Source organism: Pseudomonas sp. GW821-FHT09C08, assembly GCF_059418125.1.
In genome coordinates, this window is the sequence record NZ_JBWKPG010000003.1 from 318976 (window position 1) to 345878 (window position 26903).

Genomic DNA, 26903 nt, shown 5'->3' on the forward strand with positions numbered 1-26903 from the left:
GGTTGTTTCGGCCGGACGGGCTAACCGTTATACTTTCGCCGCCTGCGAAACCGTGGCCGCAGGCGTGAATAGCCACCATTGAGGGTGAACGCGTGAACCTAATTATGAAAATGCTGGCTGCACCAGCAACCGTACTGGCCCTATGGGCTGTCAGCGCTCAAGCTGCGACCAATGATGAAATTGCCAAACGCCTGGAGCCGGTCGGCCAAGTCTGCGTCCAGGGCCAGGAATGCAAAGGGATGGAAGTGGCGGTAACCGCTGGCGGAGGCGCTGCGAAGACGCCGGACGACATCATCGCCAAGCACTGCAACGCCTGCCACGGCACCGGCCTGTTAGGCGCGCCGAAGATTGGCGACACCGCGGCCTGGAAAGAACGTGCCGATCACCAGGGCGGCCTTGATGGCATCCTGGCCAAGGCCATCACCGGCATCAATGCCATGCCGCCTAAAGGCACCTGCGCGGATTGCACGGATGACGATCTGAAGGGCGCGATCAAGAAGATGTCCGGCCTGTAACCGCCGATCTTCGCCAAAAATGCCGCTTACGAGCGGCTTTTTTGTGCCTGCAATTTGTGTTTCGAGTCTGGTCTTTGCAGCAAAGACCCGCCACTCTCTGTCCAACCCCTAATCATGGAATGTTCAGGAGGGTCGGATGGTGCAGTTGTGTTCAATCGAGCAAGCAGTTGACGACGTACTGGCGCGCTTGCCGGCGCATATCCACATGGGCATGCCCCTTGGGCTGGGCAAGCCGAACCTGTTTGCCAATGCCTTGTACCGGCGCATCGCCAAGTTGCCGGACCGGGCGCTGACGATCTACACCGCGTTGAGCCTGGGCCGCCCGACCTTGGGCGACGGCCTGCAGAAGCGTTTTCTCGAGCCCTTCATCGAACGCGTGTTTGGCGATTACCCCGAGTTGGACTTTCTCGCCGACCTGCAGAAGGACAGCCTTCCAAAAAATATCCACGTGCAGCAGTTCTTCATGCAGCCCGGCAGCCTGCTTCACAGCACCTCGGCCCAGGAGGATTACGTCAGCAGCAACTACAGCCATGCGGCCCGCGACATCAACGCCGCCGGCCTGAACCTGGTGGCGCAGCTGGTGGCGAGCAGCGCCGAACACCCTGATCGCCTGAGCCTGAGTTGCAACCCCGATATCACCCTCGACCTGTTGCCGATGATCGCCAAGCGCCGCGCCGCCGGGGAAACCATCCTGGTGGTCGGTCAGGTGCACAGCGATTTGCCCTACATGCCCGGTGATGCCGAGCTGGGCATGGATGAATTTGACTACCTGCTCGACGAAAAGGACAACACCACGCTGTTCTCCACGCCGAACATGCCGGTGGGGTTCCAGGATCACTTTATCGGCCTGCATGCCAGCACCCTGGTACGTGATGGTGGCACCTTGCAGATCGGCATCGGCTCGATGGGCGATGCGCTGACAGCTGCGCTGTTGGCGCGCCAGGCCGACAACGAGTCCTACCGCTTGCTGCTGACGGATCTGGATGTGTACCAGTGGGCGCCGCTGATCAGCCACGAAGGCGGCGTCGACCCGTTCGCCCGTGGCCTTTATGGCTGCAGCGAAATGTTCGTCAACGGCTTGCTGGTGTTGGCAGACGCGGGGATCGTGCGGCGCAAGGTGTACCCGGATGTGGCGACCCAGGAGCAGGCCAATGCCGGCCTGATCGATGATGCCGCGCAGCCCGACGGTGTGTCGATCCATGGCGGGTTCTTCCTCGGGCCGCGCAGTTTTTACCAGCGCCTGCAGGAAATGACCCACGCCAAGCGCCTGGAATTCAACATGACCCGCATCAGCTACATCAACGAGCTGTATGGCCAGGAAGACCTCAAGCGCCTGCAGCGCCAGGACGCGCGGTTTATCAACAGCGCGATCATGGTGACGTTGCTCGGCGCCGGGGTGGCGGACCAGTTGGAAGATGGCCGCGTGCTCAGCGGCGTCGGCGGGCAGTACAACTTCGTGGCCCAGGGGCATGCGCTGGAAGGCGCGCGTTCGATCCTGATCCTGCGCAGCTGGCGCGAGTCGGCGGGGGAGGTCAGTTCGAATATCGTCTGGGAGTATGGCCACTGCACGATTCCGCGGCACCTGCGCGATATCGTCATTACGGAGTACGGCATTGCCGACCTGCGCGGTCAGACCGATGCGAAGGTGATCGAGGCCTTGCTCAACATCACTGACTCACGTTTCCAGGCTGACTTGATCGAGCAGGCGCAAAAGGCCGGCAAGTTGCCCAAGGATTTCGAGCTGGACCCGCGTTTCAGCGATAACACGCCGGAGCGCCTCAAGGCCATCCAGGCACGGCATCGTCGGCTGTTTCCGGAATATCCGCTGGGCAGTGACTTCACGGACGAGGAGCGGGACCTGCTGCGGGCATTGAATTGGCTCAAGAGCAAATTCAAGCTGACGGAGATCCTGGAGCTGGGCAAGGCGGCGTTGGACGCGCCGGAGCCGGAGGCGTTTCCCAAGCATCTGCAGCGGATGCGCCTGGATAAGCCGGAGGGGCTGAAAGAAGATTTGTATCAACGCTTGCTGCTCGCCGGCCTACAAGCCACCGCGCATTAAAACCCGCCACAAACCTACTGTAGGAGCCGGCAAGCCGGCTCCTACAGGGTTTTGCGATTATTCGATGAAGGTGACCACACCACCGGCGAGGGATTTGACCCGTGCCAGGGATTCCACTCGGTATCCCTGCGCATCCAGCTCCGCACGGCCGCCCTGGAACGACTTCTCGATCACAATCCCCAAGCCGGCCACGGTGGCGCCGGCTTGCTTGATGATCGAAATCAGCGCCTGGGACGCCTTGCCGTTGGCCAGGAAGTCATCGATCACCAGCACGCGGTCGCTGCTGGTGAGGTGACGCGGCGAGATCGCGACGGTGCTTTCGGTTTTCTTGGTGAAGGAATACACCGTCGCCGACAGCAGGTTTTCGGTCAAGGTCAGCGATTGCTGCTTGCGCGCGAAGATCACCGGTACGCCGAGGTTCAGGCCGGTCATGATCGCCGGGGCGATGCCGGAGGCTTCGATGGTGACGATCTTGGTGATGCCCGAGTCCTTGAACAGCGCGGCGAATTCGTCGCCGATCAGTTTCATCAGCGCCGGGTCGATCTGGTGGTTCAGAAAGGCGTCGACCTTGAGTACCTGATCGGAAAGCACGATGCCTTCTTCGCGAATTTTCTTGTGCAGTGCTTCCACGGAAAGCTTCCTCTAATGGCGCGTTGTGCGCCGAAAGTAGATTAAAAAGTAGTCGATTCTAGCGCTTTAACATCGCGCGTATATCCGCCAGGGCGGTGTTGCCGCGAACGGCCTTGACCTCGGTCGGGGTGTCGTCATTGCCTTCCCAGGCCAGGTCGTCCGGTGGCAGCTCATCGAGGAACCGGCTGGGGGCACAATCGATGATTTCGCCGTATTGCTTGCGCTTGGCGGCAAAGGTGAAGGCCAGCGTCTGACGCGCGCGGGTAATGCCCACGTAGGCCAGGCGCCGTTCTTCCTCGATGGTGTCGGCTTCGATGCTGGAGCGGTGCGGGAGGATTTCCTCTTCCATGCCCATGATGAACACGTAGGGGAATTCCAGGCCCTTGGATGCATGCAAGGTCATCATCTGCACACCTTCGGCACCGTCTTCTTCTTCCTGCTGGCGCTCGAGCATGTCGCGCAGCACCAGTTTGCCGATGGCGTCTTCGACGGTCATCTCGCCGTCTTCGTCTTTTTCCAGGGTGTTCTTCAGCGCTTCGATCAGGAACCAGACGTTGCCCATGCGGTAATCCGCGGCCTTGTCGCTGGAGCTGTTGGTGCGCAGCCAGTTCTCATAGTCGATGTCCATGACCATGCTGCGCAGCGCGCTGATCGGGTCTTCGCCGGCGCACTGCTCGCGGACCTTGTCCATGAAGCGCTTGAAGCGCGACAGGCGATCGGTGAAGCGCGAGTCCAGGTGTTCGCCCAGGCCGATTTCATCGGTGGCGGCGTACATCGAAATCTTGCGTTCGGTGGCGTAGTTGCCGAGCTTTTCCAGGGTAGTCGAACCGATTTCCCGGCGTGGGACGTTGATCACCCGCAGGAAGGCGTTGTCGTCGTCCGGGTTCACGATCAGCCGGAAGTAGGCCATCAGGTCTTTCACTTCCTGGCGTCCGAAGAAGCTGTTACCGCCTGACAGGCGATACGGCACCTGGTGGTGCTGCAGCTTCAGCTCGATCAGCTTGGCCTGGTAGTTGCCGCGATACAGGATCGCGAAGTCGCTGTACGGCCGGTCGGTGCGCAGGTGCAGGCTGAGGATCTCGACGGCCACTCGCTCGGCTTCGGCGTCTTCGTTGCGGCAGCGGATCACGCGGATCTCGTCGCCATGACCCATCTCGCTCCACAGTTGTTTTTCAAACTCGTGGGGGTTGTTCGAGATCAGCACGTTGGCGCAGCGCAGGATGCGGCTGGTGGAGCGGTAGTTCTGCTCCAGCATCACCACTTTCAGGGACGGGTAGTCGTCCTTGAGCAGCATCAGGTTTTCCGGGCGGGCGCCGCGCCAGGCGTAGATCGACTGGTCATCGTCGCCGACCACGGTGAACTGGTTGCGCGTGCCGATCAGCAGCTTCACCAGCAGGTATTGGCTGGCGTTGGTGTCCTGGTATTCGTCCACCAGCAGGTAGCGCACCTTGTTCTGCCACTTTTCGAGGATGTCGGCGTGCTCCTGGAACAGCTTCACCGGCAGCAGGATCAGGTCGTCGAAGTCCACCGCGTTGAACGCCTTGAGCGTGCGCTGGTAGTGGGTATAGACAATGGCGGCGGTCTGCTCCTTGGGGTTGCGTGCGGCTTCGAGGGCTTCGGCGGGCAGGATCAGGTCGTTTTTCCAGGCGCCGATCATGTTCTTGATCTCGTCGACGCCGTCGTCGCCCGCGTATTCCTTCTGCATGATGTCGGTCATCAAGGCCTTGACGTCGGTCTCGTCGAAGATCGAGAAGCCCGGCTTGTAGCCCAGCCGCACATGCTCCTTGCGGATGATGTTCAGCCCCAGGTTGTGGAAGGTACACACGGTGAGGCCACGGCCTTCGCCACCCTTGAGCAGGGTGCCGACACGCTCTTTCATTTCCCGCGCCGCCTTGTTGGTAAAGGTCATGGCGACGATGTACTGGGCGCGGATGCCGCACTGCTGGATCAGGTGCGCGATCTTGCGGGTGATCACGCTGGTCTTGCCGGAGCCTGCGCCGGCGAGCACCAATAGAGGGCCGCCGACGTAGTTCACGGCTTCTTGCTGCCGGGGATTGAGTCGGGACATACAGAATTCAGGGAGTCGTTGTTCAAAAGGGCGGGCATTTTAACAGGCTGGCAGGATTCTGCTCTGTCAGAACGACAGTGTGACGTACCACTCGATCTAAATTTGCCGGTTTTGATACTTTGCCGCAGGATGTCGGAGGCTTTTTGTGATTAGCTGCCACTAACCTTTACAGATGGCGTATTTGATAACCCCTATCATTGGTGATTATCAGGCCGCACGTCATAATGCCCGCCGCCAACGAAATTTTGCAGAGTCTAGGGAGCTAGCTTGTCTACGCCTGTCGAACCCTTGCGTTTGCTGCTACTGGCCGATGAGCCAGCGTGGGCAGCGTTGTTGCGCGAGTGCCTGGCGCCGATGGGCGATGGGGCTGTGCTGATCAGCGCACCAAACTGGGAGTCCGTGAGTCGTCTGTTCGATGACGATCACAGCGCCGTTCTATTGACCACGCCCAGCCTGCAACCCGGCCCTGGCCGTTGCAGCCTGCCGTGCGTGTTGTTGCTGGAGCAGGAGCCCCTGGTTTCGCCCCTGGGCGTCAGTGACTGGCTGGTTCGTGCGGTATTGGACGCTGACACCTTGCGCCGCTGCCTGCGCCACGTTCGCGAGCGCGGCCTGCTGGAAAATACCCTGCAGCGCCTGGCCGAACAGGACCCGCTGACCGGTATCGCCAATCGCCAGGGCTTCCAGACCCTGCTGGCTGCGCGGCTGGCCGAGAATGAAGGTCGCGGCCTGGCCCTCGGTCACCTGGACCTCGATAACTTTCGCCATGCCAACGACGCCCTCGGCCACCAGGCCGGTGACCGCCTGATCCTGCAAGTGGTCTCGCGGCTCAAGAGCCAGCTCGAGGCGGGCGACCAGCTCGCGCGCCTCGGCAGCGATGAATTCGCTCTGCTGATCGACACCCGCCGCGCACCCCAGCGTGCCGAGTGGATGGCCGAACGCATCACCGAAGTAATGGCCGAGCCTTACTGGGTGGATGGCGAAAGCCTGCTGATCGGCTGCAGCCTGGGCGTCGCGCATGCCCGCGCACGCGCCGGTGCAGACCCGCTGATGTGGCACGCGCATATCGCCATGCAACAAGCCAAGAGCACCCAGGGCTGCACCTTTCATATCTTCAACGAACGCATCAACCGCAACGCGCGCAGCCTGGCCGACCTGGAAACCGAGCTGCGCCGCGCCTTGCGCCGCGACGAGTTGGAGCTGCATTACCAGCCACGCCTGGACTTGGACGACGGCCATATCGTCGGCCTCGAAGCCTTGGTGCGCTGGCGCCACGGCGAGCGCGGCCTGTTGCCGCCCAGCGAGTTCGTACCGCTCGCCGAGCAGAGCGGGTTGATTGTGCCACTGGGGTACTGGGTGATTTCCCGGGCCCTGCGTGACATGCAGGACCTGCGTGAACGCGGCCTGCCGCCGTTGCACATGGCGGTCAATCTGTCATTTCGCCAGTTCCAGGACAGTCAGTTGCTCTCGACCCTCAGCCGGCTGATCAGTGAGCGCGGAGTGGAAGCGCAGTGGCTGGAATTCGAACTCACCGAAACCGCCGTGATGCGCCGCAGTGACCTGGTCAAGCAGACCATGGACGCCCTTGGCCGCTTGGGCGTGCGGTTTTCCCTGGATGATTTCGGCACCGGTTTCTCATCCTTCGTGCACCTCAACAGCCTGCCGATCGCCTTGCTGAAGATCGACAAAAGCTTTGTCGGCGGTATGGAAGAGCGCGAAGAGAACCGCAAGCTGGTACACGCGATGATCAACCTGGCGCACAACCTCAACCTGGAAGTGGTGGCTGAAGGCGTGGAAACTCCTGAGCAGCTGGCGTTGCTGCGCTTGTTCGGCTGCGACCAGGCCCAGGGTTACCTGATCAGCAAACCGCTGCCGTTGCCGGAGCTTGTGGAGTACCTGACCTTCGGCAAAGGCCAGCAGGCCTTGCTGGGCTGAATCGAGTTGCGAACGCCACAAACTGTAGGAGCTGGCTTGCCTGCTCCTACATTGATCCATGCAGCCTTCAGTCCGCCTGGACAGCCTGCAGGGAGCTGTAGGTCTGCGGCTCCTGCCGAATCATGCGCTTCATCTTCGCCTCAAACGCCCAGGTCAGGCTGAGCGCCGCACATGCGAGGCCCAGCGCCAGCCCCCACCACACACCGGTCGGCCCCCAGCCCAGGGTGAAGGCCATCAGCCAGGCCGACGGAGCGCCGATCAACCAATAGCAACCCGCGCCGATCAGAAAAGTGGTCTTGGCGTCTTTCAGCCCGCGAATGCAGCCCATGGCGATGGTTTGCACGCCGTCGAACAGTTCAAACCACGCGGCCACGGCCAGCAGGCTGACGGCCAGGACGATCACGTCGTGGAACGCCGGGTCGTTGGGGTCGATCAACAGTCCGATCAGTGGAACGGAAAACAGCCACAGCACTGCGGCGAATCCCAACATCACCGCTGCGCCAAATCCGATGCCGACGCGACCGGCCAGGCGTGCATGCAGCAACTGCCCGGCGCCGTAATGTTGGCCGATACGCATGGTCACCGCGTAGGACATCCCCGCCGGCACCATGAAAGCCACCGAGACAATTTGCAACGCGACCTGGTGCGCGGCCAGCTGTGTGCTGCCCATCGTGCCCATGCACAGTGCGGCGAAGGCAAACAGCCCGACTTCCACCGCATAGGTGCCCCCAATCGGCAGGCCGAGGCGCCACAATTCCCGCAGGTACTGGGTGTTGAGGCGTAGCAGGCCGGTGCTCAGCGGGTAGGCGGCATAGGTGCGATTGCGGTGGATGTAGACCATCAACGCCAACGCCATGCCATTGGCGACGAGGGCCGTGACCAGGCCGATGCCCATCAGGCCCAGTTTCGGCAGGCCGAACATGCCTTCGATCAATGCGTGGTTGAGCAGGTAGTTGGCCACCGCGCCGCCGAGGCTGATGACCATCACCGGCTTCGCCTTGCCAATCGCGCTGGTGAAACCGCGCAAGGCCATGAAGCTCAAGAAGCCCGGCAACGCGAACGGCAGGATCGTCAGGAACTGCCCTGCCGCGTGCACGTTGGTTTCGGTCTGGCCAAACATCAGCAACAGCGGCTTGAGGTTCCACAGCAGCAAACCGGCCGCCAGGGCCATCAGCCACGCGAGCCATAGCCCGGCCTGGGTCAGGCGGGTGGCGCCTTCGATATCGCCCGCGCCGTGGCGGATGGCGACCAGTGTGCCCACGGCGGCAATCACGCCGATGCAGAAAATCGACACGAATGAATAGCTCGCCGCACCCAGGCCGCCACCGGCCAGGGCCTCGGGGCTCAGGCGCGCCATCATCAGGGTGTCGGTCAGCACCATCAGCATGTGCGCCAACTGTGAGGCAATCAACGGCCCTGACAGCCGCAGAATGGCCCAGAGTTCGGTACGTGCCGGATGCTGCATGATCATCACGCTCAAAAAGTCAGAGGGTTGGGGGAGGGTTGATTCTCGGCGCTCTCAGCGCATTGCACAAAGGGATAAATGCGATCGCTTGCATGATTAAAACTCATGCCTGTTTGATTCTGGTAGGGTTTTGGCATTGCGCTGTCGGAGCTTTCCCTATGTCTCGTCGTCTTCCTCCGCTTTACGCGTTGCGTGCCTTTGAGGCCGCTTCCCGACACAACTCTTTCACCCGTGCGGCCGAGGAGCTGTCGATTACCCAAAGTGCGGTCAGCCGACATATCCGCACCCTCGAAGAGCACTTCGCCTGCCGGCTGTTCCAGCGCAGCGGCCGCAACCTGCAGCTCACCGAAGCCGCGCGCCTGTTGTTGCCTGGGGTGCGCGAGGGCTTCGCCGCGCTGGAACGCGCCTGCCATACCCTGAACGCCGAAGATGACATCCTGCGCATGAAAGCGCCGTCGACCCTGACCATGCGTTGGCTGCTGGCGCGGCTCAGCCGTTTTCGGGCGTTACAGCCGGGCAACGAAGTGCAATTGACCAGCGCCTGGATGAGCGTGGACGAGGTGGACTTCAACCAGGAGCCCTTCGACTGTGCGGTGCTACTGAGCTACGGGCATTTCCCGGCGGACTGGGAGGCCAGCTACCTGTTTCCTGAACTGTTGATCCCCGTCGGCGCCCCGAACCTGTTGGCGGATGGGCCCTGGGATGCCGCCCGGCTGGCCACCGCCGAGTTGCTGCACCCCACGCCGGACCGGCGCGATTGGCGCAATTGGCTGGAGCGCATGGGGTTGTCATCCCAGGTGTCGCTGAAGGGCGGGCAGGTGTTCGATACCCTCGAGCTAGGCATGATCGCTGCCGCGCGAGGCTACGGCGTGTCGATGGGCGACTTGCTGATGGTGGCTGAGGACGTGGCCCAAGGGCGGTTGAGCCTGCCGTGGCCGACCGCCGTGGCCAGTGGTGAAAATTATTACCTGGTGTGGCCGAAGACCCGCCCCGGCGGCGAGCGTTTGCGCCGGCTGGCAGACTTCCTACAGGGCGAAGTGCGGGCGATGGTTTTACCGCCGGTCGAGCGCCTCGATTGAGTGGCCCGAGGCACGGGTGCGCAACCGTTTGCGAGATACCCCTGTGATTCGCTCAAGTATTTCCCGCGTCCGCCGAAGTAGGTGTGTTGGAACCATCGTGCACCAACGTTTCCCATCAGATAATTTGCCGAGCAGCGCTATGAGATCAGGATGATCCTGGCCTCGGCCAGGAGCCGTCATGTCTCAACCTCGCGCCCGGATTGCCTCACAGTTAGGCCTCGCATTAGCCGTGATACTGGCTGTTGTCATCAGCGGTAGTACGGTATTCGCCTTGCGTTCACTGGACTCCGCCAACCTCGACACCCGCGAAGAGCACCTGGCCAGCGAGGCGCGGCTGCTCGCCGATCAACTCAACACCTTCCACAGCACCTTGCGCGAAAGTACCCAGCGCTTGAGCGGGCTGTTTGAAAAGCGCTTCGGCGCCGGGTTGAGCGTGCATGCGGATCAACCGGTTACCGTCGCCGGGATGCAGACGCCAGGCCTGTACCTGGGCAATGACGTGTTGAACAACGATTTCGATGAGGTCGATGAATTCAAGGACACCTCCGGCGGCGTGGCTACGGTGTTTGTGCGCAGTGGCGAAGACTTCATCCGTGTCAGCACGTCCTTGACCAAGCAGGATGGCAGTCGCGCCATCGGCACGGTGCTGGATCATCAGCACCCGGCGTATCAGCGCCTGCTTGCCGGGCAGAGTTATGTGGGCCGTGCGGTGCTGTTCGAACGTTCCTACATGACCCAGTACACACCGGTGCGCGACGCGGCCGGCAAGGTGATCGCGGTGCTGTTTGTCGGCTTCGACTACACCGACGCGCAGAATGCCCAATTCGAAAACCTCAAGCGCTTCCGCATCGGCAAGACCGGCTCTCTTGCGTTGCTGGACGAACAGAAGCGCTGGCTGGTGCCGCCCGCTGGCGTGCAGGCACTGGATCAGGCAATCCCGGTGATGCTCGACCTGGCGAAGAAGCCGGGCGAGGGCCGTTTCTGGAGCGACAAGAACGAAGACTTCTACAGCGTCTCGGTGCCCTTCGAAGGCGGCCCGTGGTCGGTGGTCGCGAGCATGCCCAAGGCTGAGATCCGCGAAGTCACCTGGGCCGTGGGTATCCGCCTGGTGATCGGCAGCGTGCTGGCGATGCTGTTCGCGGTCGGCGCGGCGGTATGGCTGTTGCGCAGCAAACTGCAGCCGTTGAGTGATCTGGTGAGTCAGGCCGAGGCCTTGGGCGCCGGTGATTTGAGTGCCCGCTTGAACGTGTCCAGCCATGACGAAATCGGCCAGTTGGCACGCAGCTTCAACCAGATGGGCGAGGCGCTGTCGACCATGGTTTCGCACATTCGCAGCGCAGCCGAAGAAGTTAATAGCCGTGCCCAGGCCTTGTCCGGGTTGTCTGGCGGGGCTTATGAGGGCATGGAGCAACAGTCGGGCGAAATCACCAGCATGGCCGGCGCGGTGGAAGAGTTCAGCGCCACCTCGCTGAACATCGCCGACAACATGGGCAATACCGAGCGCCTGGCGCAGGAAAACGCGCAGCAGACCCGGATTGGCCGTACCTCGATGCAAGAGGCGTCGTCGTCTCTTGAGCACATCGCCACTGCGCTGAACAGCACCGCCACGGTGATCAACACCCTCGGCCAGCGCTCCCAGGAAATCGGCGGGATCGTCGGCGTGATCACCTCGATCGCCGAACAGACCAACCTGCTGGCGCTTAACGCCGCCATCGAAGCCGCGCGGGCCGGTGAACAGGGTCGTGGGTTCGCCGTGGTCGCCGATGAAGTGCGCAACCTGGCGTCGCGTACCCGCCAGGCCACTGATGAGATTTCCGGGATGATCCAGAGTATCCAGCAGGAAACCGGCAATGCCATCAGCACCATGGAGCACGGCAATGTGTTGATGCAGGAAGGCCTGTCGCGCAACGCCGACGTGGCCTCGGCCCTGGCACGGATCGACGAACAGAGCCGCTCGGCCGGCCAGCAGTTTGCCGCGATCACCACCGCCACCCAGGAGCAGAGCAGCACCGCGACCTTGCTCAGCAGCAACTTGCAGAGCATTGCGCTGGCCAACAGCGAGCAGCGTGAAGTGGTGTCGAACCTGGCGATTACGGCCAAAGAGCTGGAGACGCTGGCAGCGAGCTTGCGGCATGAGGTGGATCGGTTTCGCTGAAACTGGATTGGCGCACACTTCCTGCCCAGGCCCTGCTGATGCTCAAAAGGCTCAGGTGATCGCTGCCGGACGATATTGCAGCGCCTCTTGCAGGTGATGGCGAGCGATAGTGTCTGCTTGTTCCAGGTCCGCCAGCGTGCGCGCTACCTTGAGCAGCCGGTGGGCCGCGCGCAGCGACAATGTCAGTCGCTCGCAAGCGGTCTCCAGCCAGCTTTCGTCGACCTTTGCCAGCGTGCAATGCTTGCGCAGCCCCGGTAGATCCAGGAAGGCATTGGCGCAGCCCTGGCGCTTCAGCTGACGCTCCCGGGATTCGGCAACCTGCGCCGATGCCTTCGCCGTGTTATCGCCATCCTGCAGGGTCGGGTTCAGCGCGGTGGTCTCCCGGGCGACGGTGACGTGCAAGTCGATCCGGTCCAGCAGCGGCCCGGAGAGTTTGTTGCGATAGCGCTGAATCTGCTCCGGCGTGCACCGACAGCGCCCGCTGGGATCGCCCATGTAGCCGCAGGGGCAGGGGTTCATCGCCGCCACCAGTTGAAAGCGCGCCGGGAAACTCACGCGGTCGCGGGCGCGGGAAATCACGATATGCCCCGATTCAAGGGGCTCGCGCAGCACCTCCAGGACCTTGCGATCAAACTCCGGCAACTCATCCAGGAACAACACCCCGTGATGGGCCAAGGTGATTTCCCCCGGCTGCGGCTTCGAGCCGCCGCCCACCAAGGCCGGGCCTGATGCAGAGTGGTGCGGCTGACGAAACGGTCGGTGCGGCCAATGGCTCAGCGGCGCGAGGCTGACCACTGACTGAATCGCTGCCACTTCCAGGGCTTCCTGTTCACTCAATGGGGGCAATAATCCAGGCAGGCGGCTGGCGAGCAAGGTCTTGCCGGTGCCGGGCGGTCCGCTCAGCAACAGGTTGTGCGCGCCTGCAGCGGCAACCAGCAGAGCACGCTTGGCCATTGACTGGCCTTGCACTTCGCTCAGGTCCGGGTACGGCTTGTTCAGGTACAGCAGTCCATCGGACTTGTAGGGCTCAATCGGCGCATGCCCGTTCAGGTGTGCCACCACTTGGAGCAAATGGTCGACTGCGATCACCGTCAGCCCGGACGCCAGACACGCTTCCTCGGCATTCGCCCGGGGCACTATCACGGTGCGTCCGGCCTTGCGTGCTGCCAGCGCCGCGGGCAGCACGCCTTTCACCGCCCGCACCGCGCCGGACAGTGCCAGTTCGCCCAGGCATTCCACGTTATCCAGGGTCAGCGCCGGCACCTGCACGCTGGCCGCCAGGATCCCCAAGGCAATCGCCAGATCAAAACGCCCGCCGTCCTTGGGCAGGTCGGCGGGCGCGAGGTTGAGGGTGATCCGGCGGTCGGGGTATTTCAGCGCTGAATTGAGAATGGCACTGCGTACACGGTCCTTGCTTTCCTTGACTGCGGTTTCCGGTAAACCCACCAGAGTCAGGGACGGCAACCCATTGGCCATATGCACTTCGACGGTGACGGCAGGGGCTTCGACGCCAATTTGGGCGCGGCTGTGGACAATGGCGAGGGACATGCTCGTTCCTTGAAAGGGAGGGCCGCTTCCTGCGGTTTTTCAAGGGTAGACGAGCTGGATTAGAGCGGGGCGTGGAGGTTTTACAGAACGTATCCAGAGAACGAGGCAGAACAAATGTGGGAGCGGGCAAGCCTGCTGCCACATTTTGACCCCGTTGCGTCAGTTACTCGGCCGGGGGTGTCAACCGCGCTTCCAGCTCAGCCACTTTGGCTTCCAGGCTCTCCAACCGCGCACGTGTGCGGGCCAGCACGACCATCTGGCTATCAAACTCTTCGCGGCTCACCAGGTCGAGTTTGCTGAAGCCGCTTTGCAGCAGCGCCTTGAACTGGCTTTCGATTTCATTGCGGGGCAGCGGGGTGTCGCCGCTGAACAGGCGAGAGGCGTGGCCGCTCAGGGCATCGAGGAGATCTTTGGGCGCGAGCATGGGAAATATTCCGGAAAACTGTTGGCCGGCAGTGTATCACGCAGCGTCTATAGTGATTTTCACGGCCTGCCGCGCACGCTTTTCGCGCAGCTGGCCGTAGGGCGACGCACTGTTTTTGTGCGCATTGCGTTCGCCAGAAAGCCCCGCAGGTGGGCATAAGTGAGCAAAGGACTGATTTCAGTGATTTTTACGGAGCTGGCAAGGTTTCTGCTTAGACGATCATGACCCATGCACTGATGCAGTCGCTGTGACGAATGCAGTGCGCCGACGGATCAGGGGTACAGGTTTCGTCACCAGTGGTTCGCTGGCGTCGCCACGGCAATTGCCCTTGCGACGACGCGTTACAAAGCCAGGCACTGCGCTTAGACTTGAGACGGGTTTGTTTTCCTGGGGCAAGTCCACCAATTCGGGAGAGAGTTTTCATGAAGCTAGTCACTGCCATCATCAAGCCGTTCAAGTTGGACGATGTACGCGAGTCGTTGTCCGAGATCGGCGTGCAGGGCATTACCGTTACTGAGGTCAAAGGCTTCGGTCGGCAGAAGGGTCACACCGAGCTGTATCGCGGCGCGGAATACGTGGTCGATTTCCTGCCGAAGGTGAAGATTGATGTCGCCATTGACGACAAGGATCTTGACCGGGTTATCGAGGCGATAACCAAGGCCGCCAACACCGGCAAGATCGGTGACGGCAAGATCTTCGTGGTCAATCTGGAACAGGCTATTCGCATCCGTACCGGCGAAACCGATACCGACGCAATCTAAGCCGCCAAACCCCAACGCCCCAGGAGAAAACAATATGACTCTGCGTAAATTCGCAGGGCTCGGAGCCCTGTTGTCCATCGTAATGCCCAGCCTGGCCATGGCGGCAGACGAAGTGGCTGCTCCAGTCCTCAATTCCGGCGACACTGCATGGATGCTCACATCCACTGCGCTGGTGCTGTTCATGACCATTCCAGGCCTGGCGCTGTTCTACGGCGGCATGGTGCGTTCCAAAAACATTCTTTCCGTGATGATGCAGTGCTTCGCCATCACCGGCCTGATCACCATCCTGTGGTTCGTGTACGGCTACAGCATGGCGTTCGACACCACCGGGATGGAAGCGGGCGTCGTCAACTTCAACTCGTTCGTCGGCGGCTTGTCCAAATTGTTCCTGTCGGGCGTGACCCCTGCGAGCATCACCGGCCCTGCGGCGCTGTTCCCTGAGGCGGTGTTCGTCACCTTCCAGATGACCTTCGCGATCATCACCCCGGCGCTGATCGTCGGTGCCTTCGCCGAGCGTATGAAATTCTCCGCGATGCTGATCTTCATGGGCGTCTGGTTCACCCTGGTCTACGCACCGATTGCCCACATGGTCTGGGGCGGCCCGGGTTCGTTGCTGGGCGACTGGGGCGTGCTGGACTTCGCAGGCGGCACCGTGGTGCACATCAACGCCGGTGTGGCTGGCCTGGTGGCGTGCCTGGTACTCGGCAAGCGCAAAGGCTTCCCGACCACCCCAATGGCGCCGCACAACCTCGGTTACACCCTGGTGGGTGCCGCGATGCTGTGGGTCGGCTGGTTCGGCTTCAACGCCGGCTCCGCAGCGGCAGCCAACGGCACTGCCGGCATGGCGATGCTGGTCACCCAGATCGCTACCGCTGCTGCAGCGCTGGGCTGGATGTTCGCCGAGTGGGTCACCCACGGTAAGCCAAGCGCGCTGGGCATTGCCTCGGGTGTGGTCGCTGGCCTGGTGGCAATCACGCCAGCCGCTGGCACCGTGGGCCCGATGGGCGCCCTGGTGATCGGTCTGGCTGCCGGTGTGGTGTGCTTCTTCTGCGCCACGACGCTGAAACGCAAGCTGGGCTACGACGACTCCCTGGACGCCTTCGGCGTGCACGGTATCGGCGGTATCCTCGGCGCAATCCTGACCGGCGTGTTCGCTGCCCCTTCGCTGGGCGGCTTCAACGCGGCCACCACTGACATCGCGGCGCAAGTCTGGATCCAGTGCAAAGGCGTCGGCTTCACTGTGATCTACACAGCCATCGTGACCTTCATCATCCTCAAGGTGCTGGACGTGGTGATGGGCCTGCGTGTGACCGAAGAAGAAGAGGCGGTCGGCCTCGACCTGGCGCAACACAACGAGCGCGGCTACAACTTGTAAGTACGCGAAAAAAAGATGCCCGGCTTGCCGGGCATTTTTTTGCCTGGCGTTTGTCAGTCATAACAAGCTGTGTCGGTTTTTGCGCCCAGTTTGTGATGGGGCGCACGCGGCACTTTCCAGCGTGCGAATGTCTTACAGGCATGTAGGCGTATTCGGCACTTTGTTTTTTCCCAGAGCGCGCTAGAATGCGCGCCGATGGGCGGAGAACTGTATGTGGCAACAGACCCTGGTCACCCTGCGGGCAAAGCCCCGGGGCTTTCACCTGGTAACCGACGAGTTACTTGCCGGCCTGCCTGAATTGAAGGCATGTCGCGTGGGCCTTTTGCATCTGTGGCTGCAGCACACCTCGGCCTCGTTGACCGTCAACGAGAATGCCGACCCGGCGGTTCGTCGTGACTTCGAGCGTTTCTTCAATTCGCTGGTGCCGCAAGGCCGGGCAGGATTCGAGCACAACGACGAAGGCCCGGACGATCTGCCGGCGCACTTCAAGGCCAGTCTCCTGGGCTGCCAGCTGAGTTTGCCGGTGAAGAACGGCCGCTTGGCGATGGGGACCTGGCAAGGTGTTTATCTGGGCGAGCACCGTGATCATGGCGGTGCTCGTAAAGTCCTCGCCACTCTGCACGGTGATGGGGCATAAGCCACTGGTTATCCAGTGGATGTTGATTTTTTTCCGGCGACCTCGACAGAGGGTGAAGCTGGGCTATAACTAATCTGCTTTTCGCAAGTCATGAGGTAGAACATGAGCGACGATGATCTGGAAAACGACGAACTGGAAGTAGGTGACGAAGACGACACCGAAGAAGGTCTTGAAGCGGCGGCTGAAGACGTTGCTGACGACGACGGTGGCGATGATGCGCCTGTTCCGGCTGCCAAGGGCAAGGCCAAGGCTGCTGTTTCGGTAGACGAACTGCCGAGCGTCGAGGCCAAGAACAAAGAGCGCGATGCGCTGGCCCGTGCGATGGAAGAATTCCTCGCGAAAGGCGGCAAAGTGCAGGAAGTCGAGGCCAACGTGGTGGCAGATCCACCGAAGAAGCCAGATAACAAGTACGGCAGCCGACCTATCTGAGGTCTGCCACCTGCTTGCTGAAAGAGCCCGCCGTCGCTGCGGGCTTTTTCATGCCTGTAGCAAACTGGCTGGCCCACCGCATTCCTGTGTGGGCGCTGGCTTCAGTGTGTATGCCAACTGCGCAGCAATGGCGGCAGTTCGGTCAAGCTGCGAATCTCGGCATCCGGGCGCTTTTCACCTTCCCACGGCTTGCCTGTCGGGTTGAACCACACCGCACGCAGGCCCGCCTGCTGCGCCCCGGCGATGTCATCACCCGGGTGGTCGCCCACGTGCACCGCCTTACTGGCGTCCACGCCACCGCGTTGCAACGCTTCCTGAAACAATCGCGCATCCGGCTTGGCGATGCCGACATCTTCGGCGCGCAGGGCAAAGTGAAAGTAGTCCGCCAGGCCCACGCGCTGCACATCAGCATTGCCATTGGTGATCACCCCCAGCAAAAAGTGCTGGCGCAAGGCTTGCAGCATCGGCTCGGCTTCCGGGAATACGCTGAGCTGGTGGCGTGCGTGGATGAACGCCTCGAAGCATACATCGGCCATTTCCGTGGCCTCGGGCTGTGGATAACCGGCCTCTTCAAAGGCGTGCATCAGCACCCGGTGGCGCAGGATGCTGATGCGGTATTTCAGCTCGGGATGACGCTCCAGCACGTGTTGGCGCAGCTTGGCGAAATGCTCCAGGGGCAAGTCGCCGACCTTGGCGGCGTTCACCGCCAGCCATTCGCGCATCGACGCCTCGGCGCTGATGATGACGGGTACGTTGTCCCAGAGTGTGTCGTCCAGGTCGAAGGTGATCAGCTTGATACTCATGAGTCGCCGCCCTTGATGCGTTTGGCCCGTGGATGGGCGCTGTCGTACACCGTTGCCAGGTGCTGGAAGTCGAGGTGGGTATAGATCTGCGTAGTCTTGATATCGGAGTGGCCGAGCAGCTCTTGTACCGCGCGCAGGTCCTGGGACGATTCCAGCAGATGGCTGGCAAAGGAGTGCCGCAGCATATGCGGATGCAGGTTCTGGCCCAGCTCGCGCTCGCCGGCAGCCTTGACCCGCACCTGAATGGCCCGAGGCCCCAGGCGCCGACCTTGCTGGCTGATAAACACGGCGTCGTCCACCGGGTTGGCCAGGGCGCGTAGCGGCAACCACAGTTGCAGCGCCTCGCGGGCCTTCCTGCCGACCGGCAGCACGCGGGTCTTGCTGCCTTTGCCAAGCACTTGCACCAGGCCGTCCGCCAGGTCCAGTTGATCCAGGTTGAGTCCGGTCAGCTCCGACAGGCGCAGGCCAGAGGAATAAAACAGCTCGAGGATCGCCTGATCGCGGTGGGCGAGGAAGTCATCCTCTACCGCACCCTCCAGCAGTTGCAGGGCGCGATCGGTGTCGAGGGTCTTGGGCAGGCGCCGCTCGCCCTTGGGCGGGGACAGGCCGTTGGCCGGGTCGTGGTCGCACAGGCCTTCGCGGTTGAGGTAGTGATAGAGGCCGCGCACCGCCGACAGCAGGCGCGACAGGCTGCGCGAGGACTGGCCCTGCTGGTGCAGGCGCGCGATCAGGCTGCGCAGGCCCTGGATATCCAGGGCTTTCCAGCTGCTGATCTGGTGTTTTTCGCAGTACGCCAGGACCTTGTTCAAGTCCCGTCGATAAGCTTCCAGGGTATGGGGCGACACCTGGCGCTCGTTGCGCAGGTGAGCGCAATAAGCGTCCAGTTGCCGTTCCATGGCTAGCGCACCGCGCGCAGGGCGGTGGTAAAGCGCGGTAATACCCGGCCCAGCACTTCGGCGATATAGGTCAGGAACAGCGTGCCTACCGAGCTTTTGTAGTGTTGCGGGTCACGGCTGGCGATGGCCAGTACGCCGTGCAGGCCTTGATGGCTGAGCGCGACCACGGCGGTGGAGCCGATCTGCTTGCGCTGTTCGGCGCCAAACAGGAAGTCCAGTTCGTGCTCGCGCAAGGTACCGCTGATGGTCTTGCCTTCGGACAACAGGCCGCCGATCGCGGTTTGCGCATCGCCACCGCTGACCCAGCGACCCACCGGCATCGGGTTGTCGCTGAACAGGATCAGGCTGACAAAGGGCACCTGGAAGTCCTGGCGCAGGCTGTCTTCGACGGCGATCACCGTTTCTTCCAGGCTGGTGGCGTCCATCAGGGTCAGAATCAGGCGGCGGGTCTTGTCGAAAAGGCGGTCGTTGTCGCGGGCCACGTCCATCAACTGCGAGAGCCGATGGCGCATTTCGATATTACGCTCGCGCAGGATCTTCATCTGCCGCTCCACCAGCGACACGGTATCGCCGCGCTGGTGAGGGATACGCAGGGCCGGCAGCAGCTCTTCGTGCTCGACGAAGAAATGCGGATTCGCCTCAAGGTACGCCGCGACGGCAGCGGCCTCCAGACTTTCGCTCGGGGTAGCTTGTGCGGGTACTTGAGGCTTATCGGTCATTAGCTTTGCTCACTCATAGACGGACCTGTCCTTCGTATACACGCGAGGCCGGCCCGGTCATCATCACCGGGTGGCCAGGGCCTGCCCATTCGATGGAAAGGCGTCCACCGGGCAGGTCGATCAGCAGCGGCGAATCCATCCACCCCTGGCTGATCGCGGCCACGGCAGCGGCGCAAGCACCGGTACCGCAGGCCTGGGTTTCGCCGGCGCCGCGTTCCCACACACGCAATTGCGCGCGGGTACGGTCGATCACCTGCAGGAAGCCCACGTTGACCCGTGCCGGAAAGCGCGGGTGGTGTTCGATCTTCGGCCCCAATTCATGCACGGGCGCGTTGTTGATATCGTTGACCCGCAGTACGGCATGGGGGTTGCCCATGGACACCGCGGCGATCTCGACAGTCTTGCCTTCCACGTCCAGCGCATAGCTGGTGGCCTGCTCGGTGGCCTGGAACGGAATGTCCGCCGGCACCAGGCGAGGGGCGCCCATGTTGACGCTGATCTGGCCGTCGCTGCGGATATCCAGCTCGATCACGCCGCTCTTGGTCTCGACGCGAATCTGCCGCTTGGCGGTCAGGCGCTTGTCCAGCACAAAGCGGGCGAAGCAGCGCGCACCGTTGCCGCACTGTTCCACTTCGGAACCGTCGGAGTTGAAGATCCGGTAACGGAAGTCCACCTCCGGGTTGCTCGGTGCCTCGACGATCAGCAATTGGTCGAAGCCAATCCCGGTATGCCGGTCGCCCCACTGTTTAGCGTGCTTGGGCAGGATGTGCGCGTGCTGGCTGACCAGGTCGAGGACCATGAAATCATTGCCCAGCCCGTGCATCTTGGTAAAACGCAGCAGCATGGCTTACTCCGGCAGCAGGCTTTCGCCAGCATACAACTCGGCTACCGTCTCGCGGCGACGCACTTCGAACGCTTGATCACCGTCCACCAGCACCTCGGCGGCACGGCCGCGGGTGTTGTAGTTGGAACTCATGACAAACCCGTAGGCACCGGCCGAATGCACGGCCAGCAAGTCGCCTTCCTCCAGTGCGAGCTGGCGGTCCTTGGCCAGGAAGTCGCCGGTCTCGCAGATCGGGCCGACGATGTCGTAGGTGCGCGGGGCGCTGTCGCGAGGTTTCACGGCAGTGACGTCCATCCAGGCCTGGTACAGCGCCGGGCGGATCAGGTCGTTCATCGCCGCGTCGACGATGGCGAAATCCTTGTGCTCGGTGTGCTTGAGGTACTCGACCTGGGTCAGCAGCACGCTGGCGTTGGCGACGATGTAGCGGCCCGGCTCGAACATCAGCGTCAGGTCGCGGCCTTCGGTGCGCTCGCGCACGGCCTGGATGTAGTCGGCAATCAGCGGCGGTTCTTCGTCGCGATAACGTACGCCGACACCACCACCCAGATCGATGTGGTGCAGGTAGATGCCGCACTCGCCCAGGCGATCGATCAACGCCAGCAGGCGGTCGAGGGCATCCAGGAACGGTGGCAGGGTGGTCAGTTGCGAACCGATGTGGCAATCGACACCCAATACTTCCAGGTTCGGCAGCTGGGCGGCGCGGATGTACACGTCCTCGGCGTCGGCAATGGCGATGCCGAACTTGTTCTCTTTGAGACCGGTGGAAATGTACGGGTGGGTGCCGGCGTCGACGTCCGGGTTGACGCGCAGGGAAATCGGCGCGCGAACGCCCATCTCGGCGGCCACGGTCTGCAGGCGCTCCAGCTCATCGGTGGATTCGACGTTGAAGCAGTGCACGCCCACTTCCAGGGCGCGGCGCATGTCTTCGCGGCTCTTGCCGACGCCGGAGAACACGATCTTGTCAGCCTGGCCGCCAGCGGCCAGTACTCGTTCCAGCTCGCCACGCGACACGATGTCGAAACCAGCACCCAGGCGCGCCAGGACATTCAGTACGCCGAGGTTGGAGTTGGCTTTCACCGCGTAGCACACCAGGTGCGGCACGCCGTTCAGCGGGTCGGTGAACGAGCGGTACTGCGCTTCGATGTGCGCGCGCGAGTACACGTAGGTCGGGGTACCAAAGCGCTCGGCAATCGCGGACAACGCCACGCCTTCCGCGAACAGCTCGCCGTCCCGGTAGTTAAAAGCGTCCATGATCTTCCCTTAGTAGGTGTCGTGCTTATGCGCTTTAGCGGGTTTTTGCGACGATTGCGCCTGTTCATTCGGATCTTTGCTGTCATCGGGCAGGTACAGCGGGCCTTTTTGACCACAGGCACTAACGAGGCAGGCGACCGCGACGAGCGCAGCAAGGGAAGAGATCAGGCGCTTCATGGCGAAATCCTTGAATATGCATTAATTGCGCCCGAGTATACCGACCACCCGCCAGCTTGCCTATGCGCTGGAATACCCGTCCAGCGGGGGTTTGCCGAGATAGTCGGGAAACGTCCTACGCTCTATGGGGATATTTCATTCCGTCGATCGTGATGAAATCGGTATCCTTTGCAATCGGCGAGGCTCGCCCGTATCGTGCGGCGCTTGAGCAAAACCAGACACTTTTGAGGTTGCCACAATGAGTTTGACCGAAGCCCGTTTTCACGACCTGGTGGATTCGACCCAGCAGGCACTGGAAGATATTTTCGACGACAGCGGCCTGGACGTGGACCTGGAAAACTCGGCCGGCGTGCTGACCGTCAAGTTCGAGAGCGGCCAGCAGTTGATCTTCAGCCGCCAGGAGCCGCTGCGTCAGCTGTGGCTGGCGGCGCGCTCCGGTGGCGTGCACTTCGACTACGAAGAAGAAAGCGGCAAATGGCAGTGTGACAAGAGTGAAGAGCTGTTGGGCGAGATGGTCGCGCGCCTGGTCCACGAATATACCGGCGCCGAGCTGGATTTCGACGAGATCTGACCGTGACCCAGCCTGCACCTGTCCGCCCGCCGAAGCCGCTGTTCAGTAATGTCAGCCCGGCGGTGCCGTCACCTTGTATCAGTTTGTGTCGTCTGGACGAGCATAAAGTCTGCCTTGGTTGCTTTCGCCACGTGGAAGACATCCGTGAATGGCGCTCCGCCGATGATGCCCGGCGCCGGGTGATCTGCTTGGATGCCGAGCAGCGCAGGGCGCGCGCCTGAGGTCGTCTTGTTTATTTGTGACGCTGTGGTAGTGTCCGGGTACGCCTCAACTCATCGAGGCCCGTGAGAACCCCGCCTTTTCCTGGCGGGGTTTTGCTTTTTTGTGCAGAAAAAAGGAGTCTGCCTGAATCATGACCACCGCACCGTCCATCATTCTTACCCGTCTTGACGTGCAGCGTCTGGAGCAACTGATCGACCGCTTGGGCGACGAGTCTCCCGGCGTCGAAGCGTTGCAAGCCGAACTCGACCGCGCCGAAGACGTGGTCGGTCACGATGAAGTGCCTGCGGGTGTCGTGACCATGAACTCCAGCGTGCATTGCCGTGAGCAAGGCAGCGGCAAGGACTACCACCTGACCCTGGTCTACCCCAAGGACGCCAACGCCGACGAAGGCAAGATCTCGATCCTGGCGCCGGTCGGCAGCGCGTTGCTCGGCCTGCAGGTGGGCCAGCATATCGACTGGCCAGCACCAGGCGGCAAGACGCTCAAGCTCGAATTGCTCAGCGTTGAAGGCCAGCCCAAGGATGGCGGCGCCTTTCCTCTCTAAATCTGGCTCAGCGCCGCATTGAGCGACAGCTCCAGCTCGGCCTTGTAGCGCAGGTACAAATTGCTCGGGCTCTGTACATCACCGAGCAGGCCCGACAGGTCCAGGTCGGTGATGTAGCAGCGGTAACGTTCGGCTTCCCGACGTTGCCCGACAATCTCCTGGGCGACCACTGCAAACAGCTGGTCGCCAAACTCCAGTTCGCAAAACTCCCGCTGATTGCAGTACAGGGTAATGCCCACTTGGCCGGGCGCCGCCTTGCCAATAATCGCCTGCACGTCATAAAACGGTTTGTTTGTCGGGTTTTGCGGTGCCGGCCGCGGCTCGATGCCGCGTGCGCGACTGCTGCCCGACGGCAACAGCTGGTAATAAAAGATTTGCACCTCGCCCAGCGGTTGTTGCGGGTCCAGCGGTGACAGCGCATCCCGGCGATAAATGATCGATTGCAGGAAGCGCTGCAACGGCGCCAACAAGCTCTGCTCATCATGGAACGGCAAGCGTTGCTGCCAGAGCGCGTTGAACTCATCCAGCACATACAGCTCGGCGAAACCTTCGTTGACCCGGTAGAACACCTGCACGCAATCGGCCATGCCCATCGGCAGCAACAAGGCCAGGTCGTGGTCTTCCAGGGCCATGGCGTCCAGGTGCAGCGGGCTGTAGCTGGCCAATTCTTCGCTGAGGTAGGCAATCAGCGCGTCCTGGGTCGCCAGCGACACATGGGTGGCCTGGCCCGGCGTCAATTCCATCACGTGATAGTGCTGCTGTACCTGGAGCAGGTAGCGGTGATTGCCCTGGCCGAGCAGCAGGTTCTGCGCGGTGTCGAAGATTTCTTCGACGCGCTGGGCAATGAACTGCGCACGGTTGTGACAGAAACAGCGCACCCGCAGCCGCGGCAGATGGTCGGCCGGCAGTTGGTTGAGGTAGTCGCGCAGGCAGTCGAGCAGCGCATGGGGGCCGTCGTAACGACTGACCATCACCTCGTTCCAGCTATTGAGCGTGACCTGGTCCAGGGTCAGCACCAGGTTGTCGCGCACCCCGGCATAACTCAGCGAGTCGGTACGCTCGGTGGTCATCAGGATATTCAGGTCGCGGTGATGCTTGAGCGGGTCGACGCCGACGTTGATCAGCAACAACACCTCCTCGGGCACCGCCGAGCGCAGCAGGCGTTCCTCATCGACGCTGGCCAGCGGCAGGGCGATGGTCTGTTGCAGGCTGCCGAGCAGGTTGAACAACTCGAACTCGGTCATGTCGCTGACGCCTGGATGCAGCGCCAGCCGGGTGCTGCTGTCGATCACGCCGTTGCGGTGACACCAGGTGAGCATTTCCAGCAGGTCACGGCTGCGCTTGATCGGCGCGAAGTGTTCCCATTCCAAGGCCGTGAGGTTGCCGTTGTACAAGCCCCAATGGTGCTGGCCCGGCTCCTTGCGATTGGGCGATTGCACCAGGGTGAGGGTATCTTCGGCCAGGTCCGGGGCGATGCCGGGGTTGATGAATTCGACCTTGCCGGCCTTGCGTTCGAAGGCGGCATACAGGCGCCGGCCCAGCACATTGAGGTCGCGCTTGTTGATCAGGCTGACGGTCTGTTCGGTGCGGGCGAACTGGGTCAGGAAGCGATAGCTGTAGTTCAGCTCGTTGACCAGGGCGCGGCGCTCGGACGCCACCTGGCGTACTTTCCACTGGCTGCGGCTGTCCAGCAGCGCCAGCTGGCGTTGGTCCCAGCCCCACTCATGCGCCAGGCGCTCCAGCAACAGCCGCTGCCAACTGGTCGCGCGCTGGCCGACGGTCAGCTTGCGGTTGACCTTCAGGTACAGCGCCCGCCGTACCAGTTCCAGGCGTTCCGGCTCATGACGAGCCTTGAGGTATTCCTCGATGCGACGGTAGACCACGATGTACGGGTCGAGCTCATCCAGGTCCATCTGGTTGGCGAACACCGCGCGCTTGAAGCGCAGGCTCAGGCACTGCACGTTCGGGTGCTCGCTGGCGTAAACCTCGGTCAGCAGCAGCTTGAGCACCGACTTGTAGGGTGACTCGATGCCCTTGAACAGCTGCCACAGCCCGGCGCCGATGAATTCGCCCGGGGGAATGTGCGCCAGGTGGCCGAGGTCGAGGGTTTCATCGGCGCGGATAAAGCGCTTGGAAATCAGCGTATGGGTGAACTCGGCATAGCGGGTTTCTTCGTACACCGGCACCAGCCACCAGATCGGCGTGCGCCCGGCCAGCCAGATGGCGGTACGGTAGAACTCGTCCAGCAACAGGTAATGCTGGGTGGTGCCGCAGTCGTCGGAGCTCAGTTGCGTGTCGCGCTCGCCGAGCATAAAGCGCGTCGGCTCGATCAGGAAGAAGTGCGCTTCGGCGCCCATGCTCAGGGCCCAGGCTTCCAGCAGCTGGCATTTTTTGCGCAGTTCGGCCAGCTCGGCTTCGCCGAGGTCCGGCGCATGGCACACCCACACGTCCATATCGCTCTGATCCGCCTGGGCCAGGGTGCCGAGGCTGCCCATCAGGAACAATCCATGAATCGGCCGTGGCGGGTTGCCATGGCGTGGCTTGTAGGAGAACGAGCGAGTCAGACGCTGGGCTTCGGTCAGGGCTTGGGCGTCGGGTTCGAAATTTGAGAGCCCCGCAGGCGTGCTGCCCGAGACATAGCCTGGCAGCAGCGGGTGATTGACGTGAAAGAACAGCGGCAACAGGGTCAACACGCTTTGCTGGCGTGGCGTCAGCCCCTCGACGGCGCGGGCCATGCGGCCTTCATTGAGGGCCATGAAACGCGCGCGCAGTTGGGCCAGTACCTTGCGGTCAATGCCTTCGTCCAGGTCGGGGCGGATTTCGTGGGTGCGGGTCATGTCGAATTCGTTGGCTCGCAGGGCCCAACGTGGGCGGCCGTGTCGGAGTTTACAGCCAGTAGCGTAGGAGGTTTAGAGGGAAATTGTTTTTGGCGCCAGAATTTTGTGGCGTCCACAGCAACGCCCCCGGAATCCGCAGAGCGCGGACTCCATGGGCGGTCTCAGGGATCAGGCAGCTTCTTTGGTGGTGGCAGTGGTGAGGATGGTCAGCAGCGTTTGAGCCTGCTCTGCAGCGTCCCGGCCAAGGCTGGTCAGGTAGCCCCCGTCTGGCTGGTCGATAAGTCCTTTCGCATGAAGGCGTTTGGCAGCGGCGATGGCAGTGGGAGCGGCGGTCTGGTGGACTTTCAGACCTTCCTTGGTGCTGTCCAAGGGGAAGAGTACAAGGATTTCCAGTTCGGCAACCAACTCAGGGGTATACGACATAAGGACTCCAGACTTTCTAAAATTTATTAGAGGCTAGCAGGGCATAAGGTGAACGCACTTTGCCGGGCTGTCCAGTAGGAGCAAGCGCGCTCGCGAAAAACCTGAGAGCGCCGCGTGTATTCACGCTGCTCGCGTTGGCGTTGACGATTTTCGCGCGCAGGCTGGCTCCTGCCAGGTCTGTGGACTTAGTTGTTTTCCGGAGGCAGCTCTGGGAGTGCCCGCAGCGCTGTTTCGTACCATTCGGTATCGAATGCGCGGTCTTCTTCGAGCATCTTGTCGATTTCCACGGCCAGCACATGGGCCATGAGATTCAGAATGTCGTCGCGCTCATAGCCCACCAGCGTCAGTTTGTTGAAGGTGGCTTTGGCGGCAGGCGGGTTGTCGCTTTCGATCTGGTTTTCGATGGCCTGGGTCAGCGTACTTTCGGTGAACTCTTCTTCGTCGCTGTCGATATCGGTCGGCTCGCTCATGGCAGGCTCCTGTAGGAAAGGGCGCCAGTCTACCCCCATTCAAGCGGTTGATGCTGCTGGCAAGGCCAG

Annotated in this window: 26 protein-coding genes; 12 read left to right on the plus strand and 14 right to left on the minus strand. The window is 62.0% G+C overall.

The genetic code is table 11. The annotated features are described in order from the left end of the window. Window positions 1-104: 104 nt before the first annotated feature. Window positions 105-515: a c-type cytochrome gene (locus AC07OJ_RS12470; protein WP_106802302.1), complete on the plus strand. Its 411-nt coding sequence runs from the start codon at window positions 105-107 to the stop codon at window positions 513-515. 136 nt (window positions 516-651) lie between these two features. Then, window positions 652-2574 (plus strand): acetyl-CoA hydrolase/transferase C-terminal domain-containing protein, encoded by a 1923-nt coding sequence (locus tag AC07OJ_RS12475; RefSeq protein ID WP_065902458.1) that lies wholly within the window; start codon window positions 652-654, stop codon window positions 2572-2574. A 57-nt stretch (window positions 2575-2631) separates the two neighbouring features. Here the strand turns inward: AC07OJ_RS12475 and AC07OJ_RS12480 are convergent, their stop codons facing one another. Together AC07OJ_RS12480 and rep are read right to left on the minus strand one after the other, a co-directional pair. Next, entirely contained in the window at window positions 2632-3204 is a 573-nt protein-coding gene (locus tag AC07OJ_RS12480) for a xanthine phosphoribosyltransferase (protein ID WP_003195447.1), read from the minus strand. Between the two features lie 58 nt (window positions 3205-3262). Further along, complete coding sequence (rep, locus tag AC07OJ_RS12485; RefSeq protein ID WP_065902456.1) at window positions 3263-5272, minus strand: DNA helicase Rep; 2010 nt, start codon at window positions 5270-5272, stop codon at window positions 3263-3265. Window positions 5273-5539: 267 nt separating this feature from the next. Between rep and AC07OJ_RS12490 the strand changes: the two genes are divergently transcribed. Continuing rightward, the gene (locus tag AC07OJ_RS12490) at window positions 5540-7204 is read left to right on the plus strand and encodes a putative bifunctional diguanylate cyclase/phosphodiesterase (protein ID WP_065902454.1); all 1665 of its coding nucleotides are present in this window, start codon (window positions 5540-5542) and stop codon (window positions 7202-7204) included. A 67-nt stretch (window positions 7205-7271) separates the two neighbouring features. On the opposite strand, the gene AC07OJ_RS12495 is transcribed toward AC07OJ_RS12490, so the two are convergent. Further along, window positions 7272-8675, minus strand: coding sequence for a NorM family multidrug efflux MATE transporter (locus AC07OJ_RS12495; protein ID WP_262133647.1), 1404 nt, complete (start codon window positions 8673-8675; stop codon window positions 7272-7274). Between the two features lie 152 nt (window positions 8676-8827). Between AC07OJ_RS12495 and AC07OJ_RS12500 the strand changes: the two genes are divergently transcribed. Both AC07OJ_RS12500 and AC07OJ_RS12505 read left to right on the plus strand, forming a co-directional pair. Then, complete coding sequence (locus tag AC07OJ_RS12500) at window positions 8828-9748, plus strand: LysR substrate-binding domain-containing protein (protein ID WP_065902450.1); 921 nt, start codon at window positions 8828-8830, stop codon at window positions 9746-9748. 178 nt (window positions 9749-9926) lie between these two features. Beyond that, entirely contained in the window at window positions 9927-11903 is a 1977-nt protein-coding gene (locus tag AC07OJ_RS12505) for a methyl-accepting chemotaxis protein (protein WP_120450489.1), read from the plus strand. A 51-nt stretch (window positions 11904-11954) separates the two neighbouring features. Here AC07OJ_RS12505 and AC07OJ_RS12510 read toward each other — a convergent pair whose 3' ends face one another. Next, on the minus strand, window positions 11955-13451 hold the full coding sequence (locus AC07OJ_RS12510) for a YifB family Mg chelatase-like AAA ATPase (RefSeq protein ID WP_065902447.1): 1497 nt from the start codon (window positions 13449-13451) through the stop codon (window positions 11955-11957). 163 nt (window positions 13452-13614) lie between these two features. Next, on the minus strand, window positions 13615-13875 hold the full coding sequence (locus tag AC07OJ_RS12515) for an accessory factor UbiK family protein (protein WP_027608312.1): 261 nt from the start codon (window positions 13873-13875) through the stop codon (window positions 13615-13617). Window positions 13876-14297: 422 nt separating this feature from the next. Here AC07OJ_RS12515 and glnK point away from each other — a divergent pair, with 422 nt between their 5' ends. The 4 genes from glnK to sutA all read left to right on the plus strand — a co-directional run bounded on the left by glnK (window position 14298) and on the right by sutA (window position 17077). Continuing rightward, window positions 14298-14636, plus strand: coding sequence for a P-II family nitrogen regulator (gene glnK, locus AC07OJ_RS12520; protein WP_002555808.1), 339 nt, complete (start codon window positions 14298-14300; stop codon window positions 14634-14636). A 34-nt stretch (window positions 14637-14670) separates the two neighbouring features. Beyond that, complete coding sequence (locus AC07OJ_RS12525; protein WP_065902443.1) at window positions 14671-16011, plus strand: ammonium transporter; 1341 nt, start codon at window positions 14671-14673, stop codon at window positions 16009-16011. 211 nt (window positions 16012-16222) lie between these two features. Beyond that, a complete protein-coding gene (locus tag AC07OJ_RS12530; protein WP_065902441.1) occupies window positions 16223-16648 on the plus strand; it encodes a secondary thiamine-phosphate synthase enzyme YjbQ in 426 nt (141 codons plus the stop codon). 102 nt (window positions 16649-16750) lie between these two features. Beyond that, the gene (gene sutA, locus AC07OJ_RS12535) at window positions 16751-17077 is read left to right on the plus strand and encodes a dormancy-specific transcriptional regulator SutA (RefSeq protein ID WP_015886504.1); all 327 of its coding nucleotides are present in this window, start codon (window positions 16751-16753) and stop codon (window positions 17075-17077) included. A gap of 101 nt (window positions 17078-17178) precedes the next feature. On the opposite strand, the gene AC07OJ_RS12540 is transcribed toward sutA, so the two are convergent. The 6 genes from AC07OJ_RS12540 to lptM are packed head-to-tail and all read right to left on the minus strand — an operon-like array spanning window position 17179 to window position 21767. Beyond that, window positions 17179-17880 (minus strand): HAD family hydrolase, encoded by a 702-nt coding sequence (locus AC07OJ_RS12540; protein ID WP_065902439.1) that lies wholly within the window; start codon window positions 17878-17880, stop codon window positions 17179-17181. Further along, entirely contained in the window at window positions 17877-18776 is a 900-nt protein-coding gene (xerC, locus tag AC07OJ_RS12545) for a tyrosine recombinase XerC (protein ID WP_065902437.1), read from the minus strand. Before xerC ends, AC07OJ_RS12540 begins: the two co-directional genes overlap by 4 nt. Before the next feature lie 2 nt (window positions 18777-18778). Beyond that, a complete protein-coding gene (locus AC07OJ_RS12550) occupies window positions 18779-19495 on the minus strand; it encodes a DUF484 family protein (RefSeq protein ID WP_120450487.1) in 717 nt (238 codons plus the stop codon). A gap of 13 nt (window positions 19496-19508) precedes the next feature. Continuing rightward, window positions 19509-20339 (minus strand): diaminopimelate epimerase, encoded by an 831-nt coding sequence (gene dapF / locus AC07OJ_RS12555; protein WP_495094603.1) that lies wholly within the window; start codon window positions 20337-20339, stop codon window positions 19509-19511. Window positions 20340-20342: 3 nt separating this feature from the next. After that, complete coding sequence (gene lysA, locus AC07OJ_RS12560; RefSeq protein ID WP_106802309.1) at window positions 20343-21590, minus strand: diaminopimelate decarboxylase; 1248 nt, start codon at window positions 21588-21590, stop codon at window positions 20343-20345. Between the two features lie 9 nt (window positions 21591-21599). Then, window positions 21600-21767 (minus strand): LPS translocon maturation chaperone LptM, encoded by a 168-nt coding sequence (gene lptM, locus AC07OJ_RS12565; protein WP_017845169.1) that lies wholly within the window; start codon window positions 21765-21767, stop codon window positions 21600-21602. A gap of 238 nt (window positions 21768-22005) precedes the next feature. Between lptM and cyaY the strand changes: the two genes are divergently transcribed. The 3 genes from cyaY to rnk all read left to right on the plus strand — a co-directional run bounded on the left by cyaY (window position 22006) and on the right by rnk (window position 23104). Further along, entirely contained in the window at window positions 22006-22338 is a 333-nt protein-coding gene (gene cyaY / locus AC07OJ_RS12570; RefSeq protein WP_065902433.1) for an iron donor protein CyaY, read from the plus strand. Window positions 22339-22340: 2 nt separating this feature from the next. After that, entirely contained in the window at window positions 22341-22559 is a 219-nt protein-coding gene (locus AC07OJ_RS12575; protein WP_120450485.1) for a DUF1289 domain-containing protein, read from the plus strand. 131 nt (window positions 22560-22690) lie between these two features. After that, window positions 22691-23104: a nucleoside diphosphate kinase regulator gene (rnk, locus tag AC07OJ_RS12580; RefSeq protein WP_010207444.1), complete on the plus strand. Its 414-nt coding sequence runs from the start codon at window positions 22691-22693 to the stop codon at window positions 23102-23104. Here rnk and AC07OJ_RS12585 read toward each other — a convergent pair. From AC07OJ_RS12585 to AC07OJ_RS12595, 3 genes are all read right to left on the minus strand, one after another. Then, window positions 23101-25941 (minus strand): class I adenylate cyclase, encoded by a 2841-nt coding sequence (locus AC07OJ_RS12585; RefSeq protein WP_495094604.1) that lies wholly within the window; start codon window positions 25939-25941, stop codon window positions 23101-23103. The two genes, rnk and AC07OJ_RS12585, sit on opposite strands and share 4 nt — an antisense overlap. A gap of 168 nt (window positions 25942-26109) precedes the next feature. Continuing rightward, complete coding sequence (locus AC07OJ_RS12590; protein WP_010207442.1) at window positions 26110-26364, minus strand: TIGR02647 family protein; 255 nt, start codon at window positions 26362-26364, stop codon at window positions 26110-26112. Window positions 26365-26549: 185 nt separating this feature from the next. Then, entirely contained in the window at window positions 26550-26834 is a 285-nt protein-coding gene (locus tag AC07OJ_RS12595; protein ID WP_106802312.1) for a hypothetical protein, read from the minus strand. Between the last annotated feature and the right edge of the window lie 69 nt (window positions 26835-26903).